Consider the following 19,986-nt stretch of genomic DNA (forward strand, 5'->3'; position numbering starts at 1 on the left):
TCCCGAGGAAATTTGACTGCAACTCCCAAATTGATGTCCTGGTCAGCGATCTCGATTCTCCTACTTTTTATTAGTGCCTTGCTTCTGAGATCGGGAGTCGCACAGGAGGCATCCACAACGGCTCCCAGCGCAGGTAGAGCCATAGGGACAGTAACTGCCATCAACGGCAACATCATCTCGGTGAAGACGGATGCCGGCCCGAATGCAGCAGTCACAGTGTCGGATTCGACTCGCATCGTGAAGACTGCGCCTGGACAAAGAGACTTAAAAGAGGCCACTCCGATTCAGCTTCAGGATTTGCAGGTTGGCGATCGCGTACTGGCGCGCGGGAGGCCGGGAGATGAAGCAGGCTCAGTCACCGCGACATCGCTGATTGTGATGAAGCAAAGCGATGTAGCGAATCGTCAGCAAAGGGATGTTCAGGAATGGCAAAGGCGTGGAGCAGGAGGGATTGTTCGTGAGCTCGACGCTGCTTCGGGCGGCATTACGATATCGCCTACTCCAACCCAAACTATCGCGGTGCATACCAGCGGCGCCACCGTTTTTCTCCGCTATCCTCCGGATTCTGTGAAGTTCAGCGATGCCAAGAAGAGTTCCTTCAGCGAAATCAGGATTGGAGACCAGCTTCGAGCGCGGGGCAACAGGAGCGGCGATGGTCAATCGCTGAACGCAGATGCGGTTATCTCGGGAACTTTTAGAAACATTGCGGGCACGGTGAACTCTATCGATACTTCTGCGGGAACGATCACGGTGATGGATCTGATCCGCAAGAAGAGTGCGATCATAAGGGTCACGCCGGAAACTCAAATGCGCAAGATTCCGCCCGAGGTCGCGCAACGAATCGCGATGTTCCTGAAGCGTCCTGCCGCTGCGGGCAGCGCCGAACAGGCGTCGAGTCCTCCACCCCAAGGCGGCGGACAACAAATGCGCGCTGGCGGAGGCTCACGCGGTCCTGGTGGCGGGCCGGATTTTCAGCAGATTATCCGTCGCATGCCGGCGGCCTCGCTGCCGGATCTTCAACAAGGCGACGCGGTGATGATTGTGACGACAGATGCCCCGGCTGACCAACAGGTTATTGCTCTCACTCTCTTAAGTGGCGTTGAACCGATCCTTACTGCCGCTCCGACGCAAGCTAGCGCTGCCAATTTACTCTCCGGATGGAGCATGGGGAGCGACGCTGAAGGCGGAAATCAGTGAAAGTCGCTTCTCATAATTTTTATTCAGGCGAAGACTACGTGACATCTTGTTCGTTCCAATTGCGACGTTTTGCTTTAGCCGTTTTTTCCTTCCTGATTTTTTCCTCTTCTTTCTTACTTGCCCAAACCAGTGTGCTACGCGGGAGAGTGACAGATCCCAGCGGGGCGGTTATTCCGAATGCAGTGGTCACGGCGAAATCATCGAGTGGGCAGGCGAGTAGTGGGACTTCTGGCGGTGACGGTCAATATCAAATCAAAGGGCTTGCTCCAGGACAGTACGCGGTCTCAGCTACGGCTCAGGGCTTTGCTCCATTTTCGAAAAGTTCCGTTACAATTTCCGAAGGACACCCTCTCACACTCGATATTCCACTTGAGATCGAAGTGGTACACCAGAATATCGATGTTCAGTCAGAAGGAAACAACCTCGATACTGCTCCGGCCAACAACTCAAACACCGTCGTCCTGAAAGACAAGGATCTTGACGCATTATCCGACGACCCGGATGAGTTGCAATCGGAACTGCAAGCACTCGCCGGGCCTTCGGCTGGTCCCAATGGTGGACAGATGTACATCGACGGATTCACCGGAGGGCAGCTTCCTCCGAAGTCCGCGATTCGCGAGATTCGTATCAATTCGAATCCTTTCTCCGCGCAGTACGACAGGCTTGGCTTTGGGCGTGTTGAGATCTTTACCAAACCGGGAACGGATAAGTATCACGGGCAAGTTCAGTTCAACGAAAACAATTCGATCTTCAACTCGCGAAATCCCTTCACCTCAAGCATTGCTACTCCTCCGGACTATCACACGGAAATGTACGAGGGTAACTTCGGTGGGCCGCTGGGTAAGAAGGCTTCATTTTTTCTGAATGCCCAACGGCGCAACATCGGAGATGTCGCGATTGTTAGTCCGCAATGCGGCAATTTTGTTCTTCCGGAGTGTGCGCAGCAGACCGTTCCGAATCAGCGTTCCCGAACTGAAGCAGGACCGCGCCTCGACTATCAGGTCTCAAGCAATAACACGTTGACTGCGCGATACGAATATGAAGGAGCGCATGAGAAGAACGATGGCATTGGTCAAACCCAGAGCCGTATCAACCTGGCCTCGCTCGGTTACAACCTCGACAGCTCTGAACATAACCTGCAGGTCAGCGATACGCAGGTGCTTGGCACAAAAGTAGTGAATGAAACGCGGTTGCAGTATCAACGCGTGCACAGCGATCAGACGCCGCTCAGCACTGCCCCGGAACTCTCCGTTCCAGGATTTTTCGCGACCGGCGGTCGCAGCTCCGGGCACGTGGTTGATCAGGAAAACCATTACGAACTTCAGAACTACACGTCGATTCTTTCTGGCAATCATTCCGTGAGGTTCGGCGGACGACTGCGTCTGTCGCAGGCATCCAATTTGATCGCAGACAATTTCAATGGAACTTTCACATATCCATCGATCGCTGCCTATTCCGTCGGACAGGCGAACCAGTTCTCCATTACCACTGGGCAACCCCTGATCTCGGACACGTTCGCCGATGTTGGCATCTACGCAGAAGACGACTGGAAGGCGCGGGCGAACTTAACCGTCAGCTATGGCCTGCGTTACGAAACACAAAGCGCTATTCACGATTACACCGACTTCGCACCGAGGATTGGAGTTGCACTTGGACTGGGCAAGAAAGGCTCAGCCCCAAAGACCGTTGTGCGCGCGGGATTCGGCATCTTCTACGACCGCTTTCCGCAGAGTCTCGTTCTGCAGGCGAGTCGATTGAACGGAACCAATCAGCAGTCATTCATAGTGCCGTCGCCACAGTTTGGACCGGATAACATTCCATCATCGTTCAATGGATTCACAGGCGTGTCGCCAGCGGTCTACCGCATCGATTCGAATCTGCGCGCACCATATGTGATCCAAACGGCCGCTGGCATTGAGCATCAGCTCAACAAGGCAATAAAACTTTCTGTTAGTTACCTGAATTCCCGCGGACTTCATCAGCTCTTCACGAACAACATCAATGCTCCCTTTCCGGGAACTTTTCCCGCAAACCCTGTTTGTCCTCTGGGCTGCGGGCTGGGAAACATCTATGCGTACGAATCCCAGGGGATCTTCAAGCAGAATCAATTAATCAGCAACCTAAACATGCGCTACGGGCCGAACCTTTCGATCTTCGGGTTCTATTCGTTGAGTTTCGCAGACAGCGACACCGGGGGATCAGGCAGCTTTCCAACCAATCCATATAACCCGAGCGCCGACTATGGCCGCGGTGCCTTCGATGTGCGCCAGCGGTTATTCGTGGGCGGCACATTCACAGCTCCCTACGGATTCCGCCTGAGTCCATTCATGTTTGCGAACTCGGGCACACCTTATAACATCACGATTCCTGAGGATCTCCTCGGTACTTCGATCTTCAACGCCAGACCGGGATTCGCCGCGCCATCTGCCCAATGCGCATCATTCTCAACCACGAATCCTCAGTGCTTCTTCATTCCACTTGCCGGACAGACCTACACTCCGATCCCAGTCAACTTGGGCGAGGGACCAGCAAACGTCACAGTCAACCTTCGCGTTAGCAAAACGATCGGCCTTGGTGAGCGACTCGAAGGTTCTGGCAACGCCGGAGCGAATCGCGGCGGGCGCGGCGGTGGAGGTGGGGAAGGCGGGCACGAACACGGAGGCTTTGGCGGTTTCGGCGGGCCCGGGGGCGGCAGGGGCGGAATCTTCGGCGGAGGCTCCAGTGGCCGCCGTTACAATTTGACATTCAGCGTCTCTGCCCGCAATTTGTTCAATCACCAGAATCTGGCGCCACCGGTCGGAGTGCTTAGCCGCCAAGCGCTCATTCCCAACGCAAACACGAACTTTGGGGAATCAATCTCTATGGCGAATGGACCATTTAATACCCAGGCTGCGAACCGGCGAATTGATCTTCAAGTGCAGTTTTCGTTCTAGCCTGCAACGGCCCTGCGAAAAATCGGTACAAAGAGTAAGACACCGGAATTTCTCGAATTTCGTCTGAAAATCATCGAATTCTGCCAAACATTTGAAAATCTCGACTAAAGGCAGGGAACATCAGGGATCCAGGGATTTTGCTCCCAACCTGCTGTCCCTGGGCATGCTTAAACATGATTCCGCCTGGCGATACGTAACCCTAACCAGGAATGCTCAGGGATTTCCGTCGAGTTCGCCAGTCTTTTGTCCCTGTTTGCCTCCGCACATGAACCAGCTGAGCCCTGGATTGAGGGAGACCAAAGGAATCGTCACCACCCGAACCTGCCCATAACCGTTCCGTACTACGCTCATCGTTATTTATCCCCTCTTTTTGCAAATTAATCCCTTGATAACGCCCTATCGACTGTTTTATTCTTCGCGGCCAATAGAGCCGAGTTGCTCGTTGGTTTCGAGCAATGTAATCGGCCCGAGGGTTGTGAATTTAGTCTGGAGTCAGCCCCTTTAATGGTTTGACTCGCTGGGGTGGAGAGGATTCGTGAGAGGGATTTCAAAAACAAAATCCCGCCGCCGTACTGTATCCGCCTGCACAGACCTGCTGTTTGTCTCGCCGTTAGCTACCAGCCTTGAACATTTCCAAACTCTTTCCATTCCGAATCGGAGGCGAAATCCATGAAAGCTCGATTTACCAGAGCTCTTGTACTGCTTGGGGCATTTCTGTGTTTGGTGGGGATCAGCTTTGCTCAGACAGGCACATCTTCTGTCCGCGGCACGGTCACCGATCCGCAAGGACGCGTCGTGCCAAGCGCGTTCGTTACTTTGACCAGCACAGGTACGGGAATCGTTCGTACACAAAAGACCGGACCTGTCGGCAACTTCTCCTTTGACCTTGTTCCTCCGGGTGATTACCGGCTCGAAATCGAAGCTCCCGGGTTCCAAAAATCGTTATTGGAGAACGTTCACGCTCTGGTGGCGACGCCTTCAGATCTGTCCGTGATCTTACGAGTCGGAGCAACAACGCAGACCGTAGAAGTGATCGCCGAAAATTCCGCCGTTCAAGTGAATACGCAGGACTCAAGCCTCGGCAACACCATTGTCAGTCAGCAGATCACACAGCTGCCATTGGACGCTCGTAACGTGCTGTCTCTGCTGAGCCTCCAGCCTGGAGTAACGAGAGACGGTTACGTAGCTGGCGGTCGAATGGATCAGGCGAATGTCACGCTTGACGGTGTTGACATTAATGATGCGGAAAAAAATCAAGCTGGACCCGACACGTTGAATTCCAGCACTGCAGCTAGCCCAATTGCCGGACCAGTTCTGCGTTTGAATGCAGACGCTATCGAGGAGTTTCGCCTTTCGACAGTGTCGTCAAATTCATCGGGTGGCCGTTCTTCGGGAGCCCAAATCCAGCTGGTCAGCAAGAGCGGAACAAACCGGTTTCGTGGAACCCTGTCGGAATTTCATCGAAATACCATCTTCGAGGCCAATGACTGGTTTAACAATCACAATGGAATACCGCGGCCCGCACTAATTCGAAATACTTTTGGCCCTTCGATTGGTGGACCGATCATCAAGGATAAATTTTTCTTTTTTTACAGCTACGAGGGACGGCGGGATGCGAGCCAAAATCCTAGCTCTCCGAGCACCGTCCCACTTCCTTCCCTCGCTCAGGGAATTGTCAAGTTCAAGGATTCCAACGGCAATTTCCAGCAGATCAACGCTACCGATATTGCCAACATCTTTCCCGATACAGGCGGAGTCAATCCTGTCGCGCTCACGGCCCTGGCCCAGGGAGCCAAATTTGCGGCAAACAGCAATGCGGTAGGCGATGGACTAAATACGGCTGGAAACGTATTCAACGCTCCAGTTCCAGTTCACCTTAATTCCCATTCGCTAAGACTCGACTACTCGCTGAACCAAAACCAGCAGCTATTTGTCCGCACGAATGTGATCTACGACCACGTTCAACAAACGCCAGCGTTCGCAACCGGCACAGCGCCAAGGATTTGGAGTCACCCTTGGGGCCTAGCGGTTGGGCACACCTGGAGTATCAACAGTAATCTTGTCAATAATTTCCGTTACGGCATGACACGGCAGTCAGTCACAAACGGAGGAGAGCTGGCAGGGAATTTAGCATATTTCCGTCTCGTGTATCAGCCAGCGAACCTCACTTACGCCAGCAGCCGGACAACACCCGTCAACAATTTCGTTGACGATGTCTCGTGGACCAAAGGACGCCATACCTTACAGTTTGGCGCCAACATCGAGACCATCAGCAACGCGAGCGTGAATTTCAGTAATTCGTTTGATACAGCAACTACGAATCCTTCGGGATACAAGACCAATCTGTTGATTAACGCGATCAATCTGTACCTGAACGAAAATCGTGGGTACAAGGTTGCATCCAGTTTCAAGAGTTCGGTCGAGAATGCTGTCACCGCTCTGCTTGGCCGATACACGCAATACACTGCCAATTTCCTATTCAATCGTGACGGTTCACTTTTGAATTTTGGCTCTCCGACCAAACGCGACTTCGCTACCCAAGGGTATGAGGGCTACTTCCAGGACGTCTGGAAGATGAATCAGAATCTCACTGTCACTGCTGGGCTTCGCTACAGCCTGTGGCGTCCGGTGTACGAGAAGAATGGATTCGAAGTACAACCAAGCATTCCTCTCGGACAGATCTTTCAGAAACGTGTAGACGCCATGAACGCTGGCAGCGCATATCTGCAAGACATCATCATCAACAAATCAGGTCCTGTAAATGGCGGCCCACCGCTTTATAACTGGGATAAGACAGTCTTCCTGCCACGGCTGGGTATTGCCTGGTCTCCGAGGACTGGCGATGGATTCTGGTCGAAGGTCTTCGGTAGAAACAACGCCAGCGTGATACGGGGAGGATTTGCGATGCTGCCCGACTACTTCGGGGAAGCGATCGCGACCTTCTTCGACACGCGCAATACCCTGGGATTCGGGTCCAAAACTGTGATCCCGGTGAACACGTATAACGTGGGTTGCGGTCATTACGTGGTGGACGGCAATCAGTTACCCTCTTGCACGTCAGCACCTGGGCCACTGTTTACATCGTTTACCCAAAACGTTCGGACTCTGCCGCTGATTACGGTACCTGGTAATCTGACCTTCCCGTTGCAGCAGACCGAACAAGACTTCCCTACTCGGATCGAGTCTTCTCTGAACTCCCAGCTCCAGACGCCAAAGAATTACGCTGTCAGCCTAACGTACGAACGCGAGATGCCGAAGGGAGGCGTGCTGCAATTCTCTTACCTCGGACGCTTTGCTCGCGACCTGCTCGCACAAAAGGACATCGCGACACCTGCGGACCTGAGAGATCCAAAGAGCGGCATGGACTTCTATACGGCTGCCACGATTCTGGAAAAGGCTCGCCAAGCTGGAGTGCCATTCAGCCAGGTAGGAACTCCCGGCGGCGCGGTCCCGGTCATTCCCTACTTCGAAAATCTTTTTCCCGTGTCGGGAATGAATGCCAATTTGTGCTCTTCTAAAAAACCGTGTGTTTCCTCCACTCAGGCGGTATATCAGGATGCGCTCATCAATACCAACGACTGGACGACGATCATGCTCGATATGGAGAACCTGTCGAACATCGGGCCGCACGCGTTCTACCAGCCGCAGTATGGCGCTCTCACTACTTGGTCAACCTTCGCGTACTCGAACTATCACGCTCTGGCAGCTTCTTATCGCCAGCGCTTGCGCGATCTGACGATTGATTTCAACTACACCTTCTCACATTCGCTCGACAATGCCTCCGGATTGCAAGCCTATGGGGCTTACAACGATTCGGCGCTCATCCTCAACCCGTTCCGTCCGCAAGACGCATACGCCGCTTCGGACTTCGACAGCCGCCACGTCATCAACGTCAACTCAGTCTGGCAACTACCGTTCGGGAACGGCAAGTTGCTGGGTAGCGACGCTCACGGAGCGGTCCAGCAGATCATTGGTGGCTGGCAACTCTCCAACGTATTCCGCTTCAATACCGGCACACCATTTGGCGCTCCTTACGATGCGGCTGAGTGGTCGACCAACTGGGAAGTGCAGAGTTATACCAGTCTGAGAGGGCCGGTACCGAACAACGGCTGCAGCACGCGCGTCGTTGCGACTCCGCAGTACTTTGGCGCTTGCGAGCCAACTGCCTTCCTGAACTTCCGAAACTCCTATCCCGGCGAGACGGGATTGAGGAACTACTTCCGCTATCCGCACTTCATCAATCTCGATTTGGGAATGGGTAAGACCTGGGTAATGCCTTACAACGAGAACCACAGTCTGCAGTTCCGTTGGGAGGTATTCAACCTGACCAACACGCAGCAGTTCCAGGGAATTGATTTCAGCCGCAGTGGTTACGGAATCAGTCCTGGATCAACTGCGCCATCCCCGAACTTCAGCAACTGGAAAACCATGGTCCCGAACACATATAGGGTCATGCAGGCCGGCTTGCGTTACTCGTTCTAGCCAGAAGTTTCCAGGCAAAGGGAAAGGCCCCTCGGCAACGAGAGGCCTTTTTTCATTTGTCTTCACCAGGTTGCCGCCACAGAAATGATGTGGACTCCGGCTTCTTGTTGTGACACCGATTTCCAGTGGACGGCGAGAGTGCTGCACAAACCGCGGCACTTTTTGAGCGGGAATTCCGCGTAGCCGATCCGGCGTAGGTTAACGGGTCAAATAGAAGAAATTACTGCACAGTCAAAAGTTCAATGTCATAGACCAAGTCGCCGGCGGGATTGAAGCGGTTGGCGGGTCGGTCGCCGAAAGCCAAGACCGCCGGAATCCAGAATCGAGCTTTCTCGCCGACCACCATTAAGGGAATCGCTTCGCGCCATCCCGCCGGAGCCGTTGCCAGCGTGACCAGTGCAGGGTGATTGCCCATCTCAGTCGTCTCGAACAGCGTGCCATCGCTCTTCCAGCACGAAAAATGAACCATTACTTTGTCTTTCAAGGAGGGATGAACACTGCCGGTTGCGTCTCTCAATACCTGATAGGCAAGGCCGGATGAAGTTCTGGTTGCGCTTGCGGGAGGCTGCGCCAGATCGGCAGGAGTAGGCGGCGCTTTGATGATCGACAGAAGCTCGACGTCGAACGTCAGGTCTCCACGCGGCGGTTCTTCGTCTTCTGGTCGTCTCTGACCATGATGATGGTGCTCTCTGAACGTGAGATCCTCTGGAACCCAAAGGCGTCTTTTTTCCTCAACTACCATCTCCTTCAGCGCTTCAGAAACGCCAATGATGCCTGCATTAAGACAGAGCATTTCTGAGTTGTCCATCGAGGTGGAGGTTGAGAACAAACTGCCGTCGGTTTTCCATGCAACGAAGTTTGCACTTACACAATCGTTGGTGGCCGGATGCACCGTCCCTATCCCTGCCTTCAGCACCTTCATTGCGAGTCCCGACGAAGTGATCTCGGCGTCAGGCGGCGGTGCTGCGACGTCCGAAGGAGCCGTGATGACTTGGCCTGTACGAGTGACTTCTACTGTCTGACTCGAAGCTTGGAATGGGCAAATGGAGAGCGTGAGCGCCAGTAGAAGCAAAAAGTTCACTTCGCCTGTGCTGGTTGCCAACTTGCGTTGTGTCGATCGAGCTTCGTTATGCATTTCTGTTATCTGCCGCCGTGAGAAGACGCCTGGTTGAGATCAGCAGCAGGGAAGACTTGTAGTTCATAAATATTTGCGGGTGGAGCTTGCGTCGCCTGAGACGTAGTTACAGTCAAACGCACATATCTAGCCTCCGTAGGAGGAATGTCATGCGTGGTGATGCTCTGAATGTTTCCTTTCACGCTTGCCGCTGTGGAGAAGGTTTGACCATCCGCGCTCACCTGGATGTTGAAATCGCGGGTATTCAGGTTGAAGTCGTCGCCGCCCGCTCCCGCGTGCTCTACGACAACTCGTCCGATCTCAGAAACTCGGCCGAGATCCACCTGGAGAAAAGGATTGGCATCGGAAGAACACCATTTATCGCTGGGTCCATTCTCCGTGCTGCCGTTAAATGCTTTGTCCGCAGTCTGAGTTGGATCGCAGGGTCGGCTTCCAGTCGCCTTTCCGCGCAACGCGAGATTCTGAAACTTGGGCGCGCCTTTGCGCTCGCCATAGACCGAGACAAAGTTCGAGATGGAAGCCATATAGACTTTGCCGTTGGCCACAATCGGAGGGCTGCCTTTGGCAAAGTTCAGCGGATCGTCGCCTGCAGCCGTGCTTGACCAAAGCAGCTTCAGATTTTCAGCGTCATAGGCGTAGAGCGCGCCCGGCACCGTCATCTGGTTGGCATCCCCCGCCCTGGGCAGTGCCGCCCAAAGAATGCCGGTGCCAGAATGGGAGCCGTTGGAAGAAATGGTCATCATGCCGCCAGGCATTCCGCTCGGTGCCAGAATGGAACCGGTCGCAACCGCCTTGGTTGCAAACTTGTGCGTAGAAGGATCGAAACGATAAACCCGTAGAAAATCGCTCTCTCCCCAGACGTACACATTCAATCCCTCAGGGCTCTCCCATACCGGGATCGCGTTGTGCATGTGATGGGTAAGCGTCGGACGAACTGTAGGATCGACAGCCTGAACCACCTGCGAAATCTGGATGTCGCCTGGCGACTGGCCGCCGAGCTTTCCGGCGTCAAGCAGATACATCTTGCCCTCCTTGCCTCCCACGAGAAGATGATTTGTGCCCGGCAGCATCGTTGGGCCCTGCGTTCCGAAATCGAGGTCGAAATCGTTGAGCGTATTGAAATTTGAGGGTGTGAAAAAGTCCAGGGGATGAAGGGTCTTCGCCTGCACCTTGACCAGCGACTCGCCGAATCCTGTAGTCCCATCGTAACTGCCATTGCCGGTTGAGAAGTACAAGTTCCCGGATTGGTCCAATACTGGGCCTGCGCCGGACATCCAGATCCCGGCCATGTTTCCATTCGGCGACGAGTTGAAGACTCCGATCTGCTTCAACGTCGAAGCATCGTAAGATATCATCCAGCCGTGATAAGGGCGTGTATCGCAAAACGACGCCCAGCCTATGTACACGGTTCCGTCCGCGAGAGCCAGCGCTGGACGTTGGTTTTCCGTTAAGGGATTAAATCTGACCACTGATCCATTGGTGTCGTCCCCAGTTCCGGACACGGTCGCCTGGATTATCTGTGGACTGTTCGGCCGGTCTGCGCCAGTTGTAATGTCAATCGCGCGCAGACGCTGCACGGTCGCATCGCCCTCGACCATACGCGTGACGAAATACATGGTCCTGTCTGGCCCGATCACAGGCGTGCCGACGATACCGATATTGCCAATGAAGTCGTTGTAGATGCGACACGCCTGACCAACCTCGGTGTTGCGCGTCGGCCGCCCGCTGCCGTTGAAGTTCCGGTGCCACAGCGGCGGGCCAAAATGGTCGGCATCGAATGCATAGACGCTGTTGTTTACCGTGGCGACGAAGAGAACGTTGTGTTTATGACCAGCGATCTCTAAATCTGCGGCGTAAAGCAAGCCCGCATAAATCTGATCGTCCACAGGCAACATGAACAGCTTGCCGAATTGCTTCGGGTCGACCTTCGAGGGCTTTAGCTTTTTCTCGACGAGATTCGCCGCGGTGCGTTGATTGTTATAGCCGCGGGTCAGAACTTCCGCGCGCTTCGCCGCGTCGGCGTTCAAAGCTGCCAAAAAGCAGGTCCACAACGCGAAGAATCTGAACAAACTATTAACAGACGGTGCGCGGCGACTCATTAACATTCCTTTGGACCTTGCCAGAGACTCAACAATGTAAATGACTCGGTTGGCAAAACCTAACATTTCGAGAATACGGTTGCAGAAAAAGCTGTTCTGGTCTAACGCTCTCGGATTAGCTCTCTGATTTCAGGAATACGGCCAAACACCTGCGCGGGCGCGGCGGTCCTTACATCAGCAACAATCAGGGCCTGCGGCCGCCTCGGCCGGGGGTTTGTCTAAAACGGCTATAAGGTGATTCTCTCCTCAGACCAACCGTGTACGCGACTCGCGTCCTAGGATCGTGGGCCAAACTTGCGACCAGCCTTTATGCCCGCACCCTCCCGAACAGTAATCATCTGGCCCGCCGGAACATCGCGCAAGATCTCGTGTTGGCCGCTAGGCCAATCGATATCGATACGATCTGCTTTGGTCGAATTAGCGAGGCCAAAGGTAAGCACGAGTTCACTCTGGGAAAGATAGCTGGAGCCGCTCCGCATCATTAGCGCCTGCTCGCCGGCGCCGGTGTGTACGTGAACGACTGTTCCAATTCCATCACGATTCGATTTTGTGCCTTCCAGCTTGATGCGCAGGCTTTGATTCTCTTTCGTGTCGTTGCGGAAGAGTTGTGCCGGGCCGCCGTTAGTCGTCATTACGAGATCGAGATCTCCGTCATTATCGATGTCGGCGTATGCGGCTCCGCGAGCCACTCGCGGCCGCGCAAATTCGGCGCCCATGCGCTCCGTTACTTCAGTGAACTTCCCATTGCCGAGGTTGTGAAACAAATGTGGAGGCTCGGCATAGCGCACGCGTTTCTGAATGTTCTCGATCTGATCCTCAATGTGTCCATTCGCGACGAAGATGTCGAGCCAGCCATCGAGATCGTAGTCGAAGAAGAAACAACCAAATCCTAGAGTGAGCAGACTATCGCGGCCGATCTCGGATGTGGGCGCCACATCCACAAATAGACCATGCCCTTCATTATGGAACAGCGAAAGCATCTGATTGGAGAAGTTTGAGATCAGAATGCTGGGGTTGCCACTGCGATCGTAATCCGCCGCATCGACGCCCATTCCGGCACGTGCCAGACCTTCTTCGCTGTACGCAATTCCTGCTGTTACGGCGACCTCCGAGAAGCGCGTTCCTTTATCGTTGACGTAGAGCTTGTTGGGCTGTGTGTCGTTGGAGAGGACGAAATCCGGCCAGCCATCTTTGTTGTAGTCGAGGACGGCGATGCCCAACGTCTTTGAAGTCAGGTCGAGCAATCCCAACTGGGCAGTCGCGTCTTCGAACTTGCCATTACCGAGGTTGTGCCAGACGCGAATCGACGCTCCTTTATAAGATTCAGGAGTGCAGTAGGATTTTCTCTTGCCGTCAATACTGCAGTAGATATCCTCTTTCGGCGACCAGCGAACATAATTGGCAATGATGAGGTCAAGCTTGCCGTCGCGATCATAGTCAACCCATGCGGCGCTGGTGCTGAACTCCTGCACACCAGTCATGCCGGCTTTCTGGCTTACATCGCTAAAAGTTCCATTGCCGTTGTTATGAAACAGGCGACTCTGGCCGACAGCAGAGACGAATACGTCGTCGTAGCCGTCGTTATCGTAGTCACCGACTGCGATTCCCATGCCATACATGCTGATCCCAAGGCCTGACTTCTGCGTCACATCGGTGAAGGTTCCATTGCGATTGTTGTGATACAGCTTCAGCGTAGACGGATGCTTCGGAGCTCCCGGCCAGTCTTCGCTGTTCGCAAAGAGGATGTCCTGCGATCCATCGTTGTCGTAGTCGATGAAGGCAACCCCCACTCCCAGCGTCTCTGGCAAGTACCGTTTTCCTGTCGCGCCGTTGTTGTGAACAAAGTGAATTCCGGCGGCTTGAGTAATATTCGTGAACTGTGAGTTTTGCGCAGATGCAATCGTGTAAACCAATATGGAACCGACAAGAGAAAGACGCAGAATGGATTTATTCATCGATGACCGGGAGAAAATGAGCTTGTCGAGCTGGATTGTGTCGACGCAACCCTTGGACGCTTCGGCTTCAGGGTAGAAGTCTTCGTTGGTCGGATGGGATTCGACAGCGAAGCACTCTCATGCTCATGGATAGTCTGTCGCTCGTTGTTGTCCTCTGGATGGGCCAGGCGATACGGACCGGTTAACGCCTGCGCAGCCTCGTCTGCCTTGAAGCGTAAGTATCGCTTCTGATACTCAGCTGTTTGTTCCGCGTTTCCCGCCCCCCGGTAGCTCAACATCAGATTGTAGTTTGCCTGCAGATCTTCAGGATCGATAGCTATCGTTTTGTTCAGCTCGTCGATCGCCTCTTGATACTTGTGCTGCAGGAAGAGAATTCTGCCAATATCATCGATCACGACACGGTCCTGAGGGTACTTCTGTTCGGCGATTCGTAGGTGCTGCAATGCATCATCGTACTTGCCTTCGATGCGCAGAGCACGCGCATAAAAGTAATGCGTGCGCGCAAGGCTGGCGTCAATCGCGAGCGCCTTCTCCAGGACCTCTTTGGCACGCTGCACGTCACCTTCTTGAACCAAAACGCGTCCTTGGTTCACGTAACTATCTGCTCTTGCAGGATCTACTTCCGCTGCAACTTGAAACGCAGAGAGTGCGCCTTTCAGGTCCCCCTGCAGGAATAGGCCAATTCCGAAATCGTTCCAACGCTCCCAATCCCTTGCCTCAAGTTGCCGCTTCGGTTCCGGCTTAGCCACGTTCCTCGCAACAACTGGCAAGCTGACTTCGTCGGAGGCGATGGTAGTGATGGGAAGATCGGGGATGTATTTCAATTTGCCCGAGACTCCGGACATTTCGCCATCGAATGAAACCTTGCGATCATCGAAGCTCGAAGCCATTTGGCTGGCGAAGCCTTGGCTATTGCCGGCATAAGAGAACTGCGTGTAGTACCACGAGAACTTCCGGTAATTCAGTCGTGCTTCGAGTTTGATTTTATTGCCGGCGTTGTCAGGAATTCGCAAGCGATAGTGGACCGTATCTGCTGCGCCTGGGGGAATCAGCTTCACATACACAAGCGCGCGCGCTGACCACGCGTTACGCTTGTTGATTGGATTGCCGTGCTCATCGATGCTCTGCGAGCGATAGAAATGCGCGCTCTTTTCGACGGGCCCTTTGCCGTTGTCTTCCGCGCGACCACTCCAGAAGAGCACCTGTCCTTTTTCGTCGGTGGCTTTCAGTTCGAGCCAGACATCAAAGCCATCGACAGTGCCGGCAGGGAAGAAGTGTCCAACTTTGCGCGTGCGCACGACAACGTCAACGCGTTCCGTATCGCCGCGATGAAGCGCAGGCAGCACCCGATTCAGTGGAGCTGTAACGTCAAACTGCTCAGTGCCACCGGTTCCAGTTTCTCCGGCACGAACGCTCGACTCAGCCTCTTCGCCCACCGCAAAGGTTGTTGAGAGCTCCCCAGGAACAGCGGCTCCTGCGCTTGCCTGCTTTGTCTCGCGAGCCATGGCGAAAATATCCACACTGATGATTCCGTTCTTGAGAAAGTCGAGGACGGTCTGCATCTGCTTCTCGTCCTGATTCGCGAACGGCAGCGCTGTGTTGGCAGCAGGGAAGCGATGTGAGTGTAGCTTGCCGTCAGTGGTTCCATAATCAGCAGACTCCACGAGCGGCATATGGCAGTCCAGGCAGCGCTGCGGTTTGGGCGGATAGTAAAACGACCGCGCGCCCAGCCCGGAGACTCCGCTTGCTTGCCAATTGTCGTAGTCGTTAAAACCCCGGATCCAGCGATAGTGATTGACTGGAATGTCCAGATGAACCTTGTGGCAGCTCGAGCAAAACTCCGCTGACTGCTCGTTATGCATGAAGGGCTTGAAGAAAGCCCGCCGATGCGGCTCAGGATTCACATAGACAGCATAGTCGTGCAGCCATCGCATCACCGGGTTCTTGCTTGCGGCCAGTTCGTGCAGTTTCGGATAAAGAAGCACGAAGTCTCCCTGTCCCATCGTGCTTTTCACTTTAGTGATGGAGTGGCACATCAGGCATCCCAGACCGGCATTGGCTTCGGGGGTGTGAACGATCTGCTTGATTGGCGTGTCCATTAATCCGCTGTACAGCACCGATGGATCGTGGCATCCGCCGCACCACTTTGATGGATGTGTGCCGACCACGTCCTGCATATACTCAATGCTCTTCCGATACCACTGATTATTGAAGGAAGAGAAGTGGTGAGCCGAGCTGCTCCACTGTTCGTAGACATCTTTATGACAACGTTCGCAGGCCTGCGACTCCATGAAGTACTTGGCAGGTATCAGCTTGCCGTCAGTAGTTTGCGCTGAGCTCGGGAAAAAGGCTCCCGAAGGACCGTCTCCCTCTTTGGTCATTTCTGCCGGAGCGATCTCTGGGTTCCTGATGGGTGTAGACGTCTCCCATCGCTTCAGGCGCAAATGACGAGCCTCCAAAGCGAGAAGGACCGCTACTAGAAACAGCGATGCGCACTGCGCAGTGAGCTTCGGCCCAGCCGACGAGAACCATTGCCTGGAGCGAAGCCAATTCACCGCCAGCAGGAGCACTCCAGCGAAGGACAAAATCGAATGAAGGTAAACAAAGTCGAGATGCGGGCGAGTTCCGCCAACCACCATGACGACGACGCCATCGATCGCACCAAGAACTAGAAGCGCGACTGCGGCTTTGCCCAGCCGAGAGAGCCCACGCAGCTTATGAATAAGGAAGGGAGCAGCGAGAACCGCGACTACTCCCAGCGCAATATGCGCCAGGGAAATGCTGATATAGAAGAGGTTCGGTCCAGGAAAAGCATAAAGATACGCACCGGAAAGGGCCGCAAACCAGAGGCAGGCCTTGGTAATGCTTTTCTGAGACAGGAACCTCATTATGGGGGTCGTGTGGAACGTTAAACTCCCGGGCAGCTCAGGACGATAGTGCTTTTATATTACTTTTCTGGGGAATCGAATGGGCACTCCCGCGACAAGCCAGATGCATCGCACTGTTGTGTGACAGTGAAGCGACACACCGCTCCAAAGAAATCTAAGAGATGGGTAGCGAAGGTAAAAACTGATTCGACTCATCCTCCGTCTGGTCTTTTCACGAAGAGCGCGTCCATGATTGCGAGGACGCTGGCGTCCAAGAAGGTCTCTCCAAAGGGACCGAGCTCAGGGATGAGGATGTTGACCTACTTCATCAATCGCGCAGGACGCGGCTTGGGGGCAAAGCGACGATCGGAGCTGGAGAAAGCAAAAGAATTGCTTTCGAAGCGAATTCATCGCAGAGGGGCCTAGTCTGGCAAACTATCCAATCACCGCGATGAGGGTTCGACCTTGCCGATTGCGATCATAAAGCTCGGATCGCCGAGGAAACCGAATGAAGGACTGCGCATCGGCACGGTTCGCAGACCACCTCGGGGAGTTCCGAAGGCGCAGTTCGCGAAGCGCGATTTCTACGACGTCTGGCTACCAAACCTCTCGCCGACCCCAGAGCTCGTGGCATTCGCTCAACGATCACAGGACGAGGGCTCGTGGAAAACATTCAAACGCCGATTTCGCGCCGAGATGAACAAGCCGGAAGCGGCCAGACTTCTCGATGTACTGGCGGCGCTCTCGCATCAGACAAACTTCTGCGTAGGCTGCTACTGCGAGGACGAAGATCGCTGCCATCGTTCCGTTCTCAGGGAATTACTCACAGAGCGCGGTGCCAAAGTCTCCTAAGCGCAGCGCATTCGGATCAGTGCGCCAGTGACCTGCTCCTCTGCTCCTTTCTCAAGCGGCGCTGCCTCCACGGTGCAACTAGCCGCCGCGCCTCCACATCGCATTGGGCATGCTGCTCGACGAGAAGACCACGCGAGTCTTGATCACGCTCCTGCTGTTCGCAGCCGTGTTGGGATTCGCCTGGGCAGCGCGTGCAGTACTAATCGCTTTTCTCTTTGCAATCTTCTTCGCGTATCTGGTCGCGCCCCTTGTGGAACACGTTCGCAATCGCGCACGAATCTCTCTGGGCAGGGCCATCGTCATCGTTTATATCGCCATTGGCGCGGGCTTGGCGCTCCTGCTCCTGTTCATTGGACCGAGCCTGGTTCGTGAAGCGCAAAAACTAACCAGTACCATTCCGGACCTGTACGAGAAAATCACCACCGGCCAGATCGCGTGGACACTAGGCTCGAAGCGTGGATGGAGTCATGAAACCATTCAGAAAGTGCAGGCATTCATGGCCGCCCATCGCGACACGATCATCGGTGTCGCCGGCGATCTCGGCATCAGGCTCACCGCGTTGGGGAAGAACGCATGGTGGCTCGTCATAATTCCCATACTCTCCGTGTTCTTTCTCAAAGACGGCAGCAAAATCAGCGGCTCGGTTCTGGACATCTTTGAGCGCCGCAGCCAACGCGAATTTGCCGAAGGACTCATGAATGACATTGATCAGATCCTGGCCCATTACATCCGCGCGCAATTGATTTTGGCCGCGCTGACCGGAGTCGTGTTCTGCATTACTCTGATCGTGATGCGCGTGCCTTATGGTTACGTGCTCGGCGCGATCGCCGGCTGTCTCGAGTTCATTCCGGTTGTCGGACCTGCGATCGCTGCGCTGGTCATCATCGGTGTGGCCATCGGCATGGGGTACACGCACCTGCTGCTCTTGATTGCCTTCCTGGCTGTCTGGCGCGTGATTCAGGATTATGTGAATGCTCCTCGCATTATGGGCGGCCGAGTCGAACTGCATCCGCTGGCAGCGCTCTTCGGCGTGCTTGCCGGCGCCGAAGTCGCTGGAGTAATTGGGGTGTACCTCTCGATTCCTGTCGTGGCTACTCTGCGCGTGCTCTGGCGACGCTGGCGTGCACAGACGGCTCTCCGGTCCCTCGCTGTCACGGAAGAAGTTGTTCCCAAATCAGAACGCGATCGGGCAGCCTAATATTACTCAAGGCACTCGACGCTTTCCTGCGGTATTGGGCGGCTCTTCCGCTCTGAAAAGGGCACGAGTGAAACTCGTGCCCGTATGCGAGAAAACAGCCGATGTTACGTCACATGGTGAGGACGACGCGGAATTGTGCGTTGCCGCTCAGCATGCGCGCGTACGCTTCGCCTGCTTGTTCGAGCGGATAGGTTTCGATCATCGGACGCACGCCGGTTAATGTCGCGAAGTTGAGCGTGTCCTCGGAATCGGTTGGTGTTCCTGAAGCCCAGCCCTGGATAGTACGAACTCCGCTGATGAGCTGTATCGGCGTAACTTCGATAGGATCTAACGTTGCGCCTACCACCATGAGCTTGCCGTTCGGCGCCAGACCGTCGATCAACTCGGACATGGCCTTTGAGTTTGGCGCTGTCGCCAGAATTACCTGTGCGCCGCCAAGCTTCTGCAACTCCTGCGCTGCGTTGGTAGATTTGCTGTCGATGTACGAGCTGGCTCCCAGCTTCTTTGCTAGCGCACTATTTTCCGGACCGCGGCCGATGGCCACGACGTTGTAGCCAAACTTGTTCCCAAATTGGATTCCGAGGTGGCCAAGTCCACCGATGCCTTGCACCGCAACCAGACTGCCTGGTAGGGCGCCGCTGTGCCGCAGCGCGTTGAATGTAGTAACTCCTGCACAAAGCAATGGAGCAGCTTCGACGTCGCTGAGACCGTCTGGTATCGCAGCCAGCGCCTCGACAGGAGCGATCATGTACTGCTGGTATCCCCCGTCGTAGCTGATGCCGGAAATTTTCAGGTTGCGGCAGTTGATGAAGTCGCCACGCCGGCATTGGAGACAAGTACCATCCTGTCCGCCAAACCAGCCAACGCCGACGCGTTGGCCTTTGTTCCAGCCGGTAACATCCTGCCCAACTTCGTCGATGACGCCGGCGACTTCGTGTCCGGGACTGCGCGGATACTGGATTCCAGGCCACACGCCTTCTTTCGTCAGCAGGTCACTGTGACACACGCCACAGGCCTTCACCCTGATACGAACTTGACGTGCGCCGGGCGTAGGAACTTCGCGATCAACGATCTCGAAATCAGCTCCGGGTCTGGAAATCTGTGCCAACCTCATTGGCGTTACTGCTGGTACCGCTACTCGCATTGTTGCCATAACTCCTCCTGTGGATTCTGGTGGATTACATTTCTGGAGAAAAAACGTTGGTTGTGCGCGACCGGCCAAGTCGGTCGTAAGTGAGGAATCAAAGTAAAGATGCGGAGGACCTAAT

At 54.6% G+C, this 19,986-nt stretch carries 11 protein-coding genes; 6 read left to right on the forward strand and 5 right to left on the reverse strand.

Features of this window, described 5'->3' with window-relative positions:
* Nucleotides 1-33: 33 nt before the first annotated feature.
* The 3 genes from DMG62_11860 to DMG62_11870 all read left to right on the forward strand — a co-directional run bounded on the left by DMG62_11860 (nt 34) and on the right by DMG62_11870 (nt 8,612).
* Entirely contained in the window at nt 34-1,197 is a 1,164-nt protein-coding gene (locus DMG62_11860) for a hypothetical protein (protein ID PYY22703.1), read from the forward strand.
* Complete coding sequence (locus DMG62_11865; protein PYY22704.1) at nt 1,194-4,130, forward strand: hypothetical protein; 2,937 nt, start codon at nt 1,194-1,196, stop codon at nt 4,128-4,130. Before DMG62_11860 ends, DMG62_11865 begins: the two co-directional genes overlap by 4 nt.
* A gap of 669 nt (nt 4,131-4,799) precedes the next feature.
* The gene (locus DMG62_11870; protein PYY22705.1) at nt 4,800-8,612 is read left to right on the forward strand and encodes a hypothetical protein; all 3,813 of its coding nucleotides are present in this window, start codon (nt 4,800-4,802) and stop codon (nt 8,610-8,612) included.
* 220 nt (nt 8,613-8,832) lie between these two features.
* On the opposite strand, the gene DMG62_11875 is transcribed toward DMG62_11870, so the two are convergent.
* The 4 genes from DMG62_11875 to DMG62_11890 form a co-directional block, all read right to left on the reverse strand.
* The gene (locus DMG62_11875; GenBank protein ID PYY22706.1) at nt 8,833-9,747 is read right to left on the reverse strand and encodes a peptidylprolyl isomerase; all 915 of its coding nucleotides are present in this window, start codon (nt 9,745-9,747) and stop codon (nt 8,833-8,835) included.
* Between the two features lie 5 nt (nt 9,748-9,752).
* Nucleotides 9,753-11,912 (reverse strand): hypothetical protein, encoded by a 2,160-nt coding sequence (locus tag DMG62_11880; GenBank protein ID PYY22707.1) that lies wholly within the window; start codon nt 11,910-11,912, stop codon nt 9,753-9,755.
* A 209-nt stretch (nt 11,913-12,121) separates the two neighbouring features.
* Entirely contained in the window at nt 12,122-13,801 is a 1,680-nt protein-coding gene (locus DMG62_11885) for a CRTAC1 family protein (GenBank protein ID PYY22708.1), read from the reverse strand.
* Nucleotides 13,798-16,689, reverse strand: a complete 2,892-nt coding sequence (locus DMG62_11890; protein PYY22709.1) for a hypothetical protein — start codon at nt 16,687-16,689, stop codon at nt 13,798-13,800. The genes DMG62_11885 and DMG62_11890 overlap by 4 nt, the downstream gene beginning before the upstream one ends.
* A gap of 228 nt (nt 16,690-16,917) precedes the next feature.
* Here DMG62_11890 and DMG62_11895 point away from each other — a divergent pair, with 228 nt between their 5' ends.
* The 3 genes from DMG62_11895 to DMG62_11905 all read left to right on the forward strand — a co-directional run bounded on the left by DMG62_11895 (nt 16,918) and on the right by DMG62_11905 (nt 18,718).
* On the forward strand, nt 16,918-17,094 hold the full coding sequence (locus tag DMG62_11895) for a hypothetical protein (protein PYY22710.1): 177 nt from the start codon (nt 16,918-16,920) through the stop codon (nt 17,092-17,094).
* Between the two features lie 39 nt (nt 17,095-17,133).
* Nucleotides 17,134-17,520 (forward strand): DUF488 domain-containing protein, encoded by a 387-nt coding sequence (locus tag DMG62_11900; GenBank protein PYY22711.1) that lies wholly within the window; start codon nt 17,134-17,136, stop codon nt 17,518-17,520.
* Between the two features lie 109 nt (nt 17,521-17,629).
* Nucleotides 17,630-18,718, forward strand: coding sequence for a hypothetical protein (locus tag DMG62_11905; protein PYY22712.1), 1,089 nt, complete (start codon nt 17,630-17,632; stop codon nt 18,716-18,718).
* A 109-nt stretch (nt 18,719-18,827) separates the two neighbouring features.
* On the opposite strand, the gene DMG62_11910 is transcribed toward DMG62_11905, so the two are convergent.
* Complete coding sequence (locus DMG62_11910; protein ID PYY22713.1) at nt 18,828-19,871, reverse strand: alcohol dehydrogenase; 1,044 nt, start codon at nt 19,869-19,871, stop codon at nt 18,828-18,830.
* Between the last annotated feature and the right edge of the window lie 115 nt (nt 19,872-19,986).

It is taken from the genome of Acidobacteriota bacterium (assembly GCA_003225175.1).
Classification (GTDB): domain Bacteria; phylum Acidobacteriota; class Terriglobia; order Terriglobales; family Acidobacteriaceae; genus Gp1-AA112.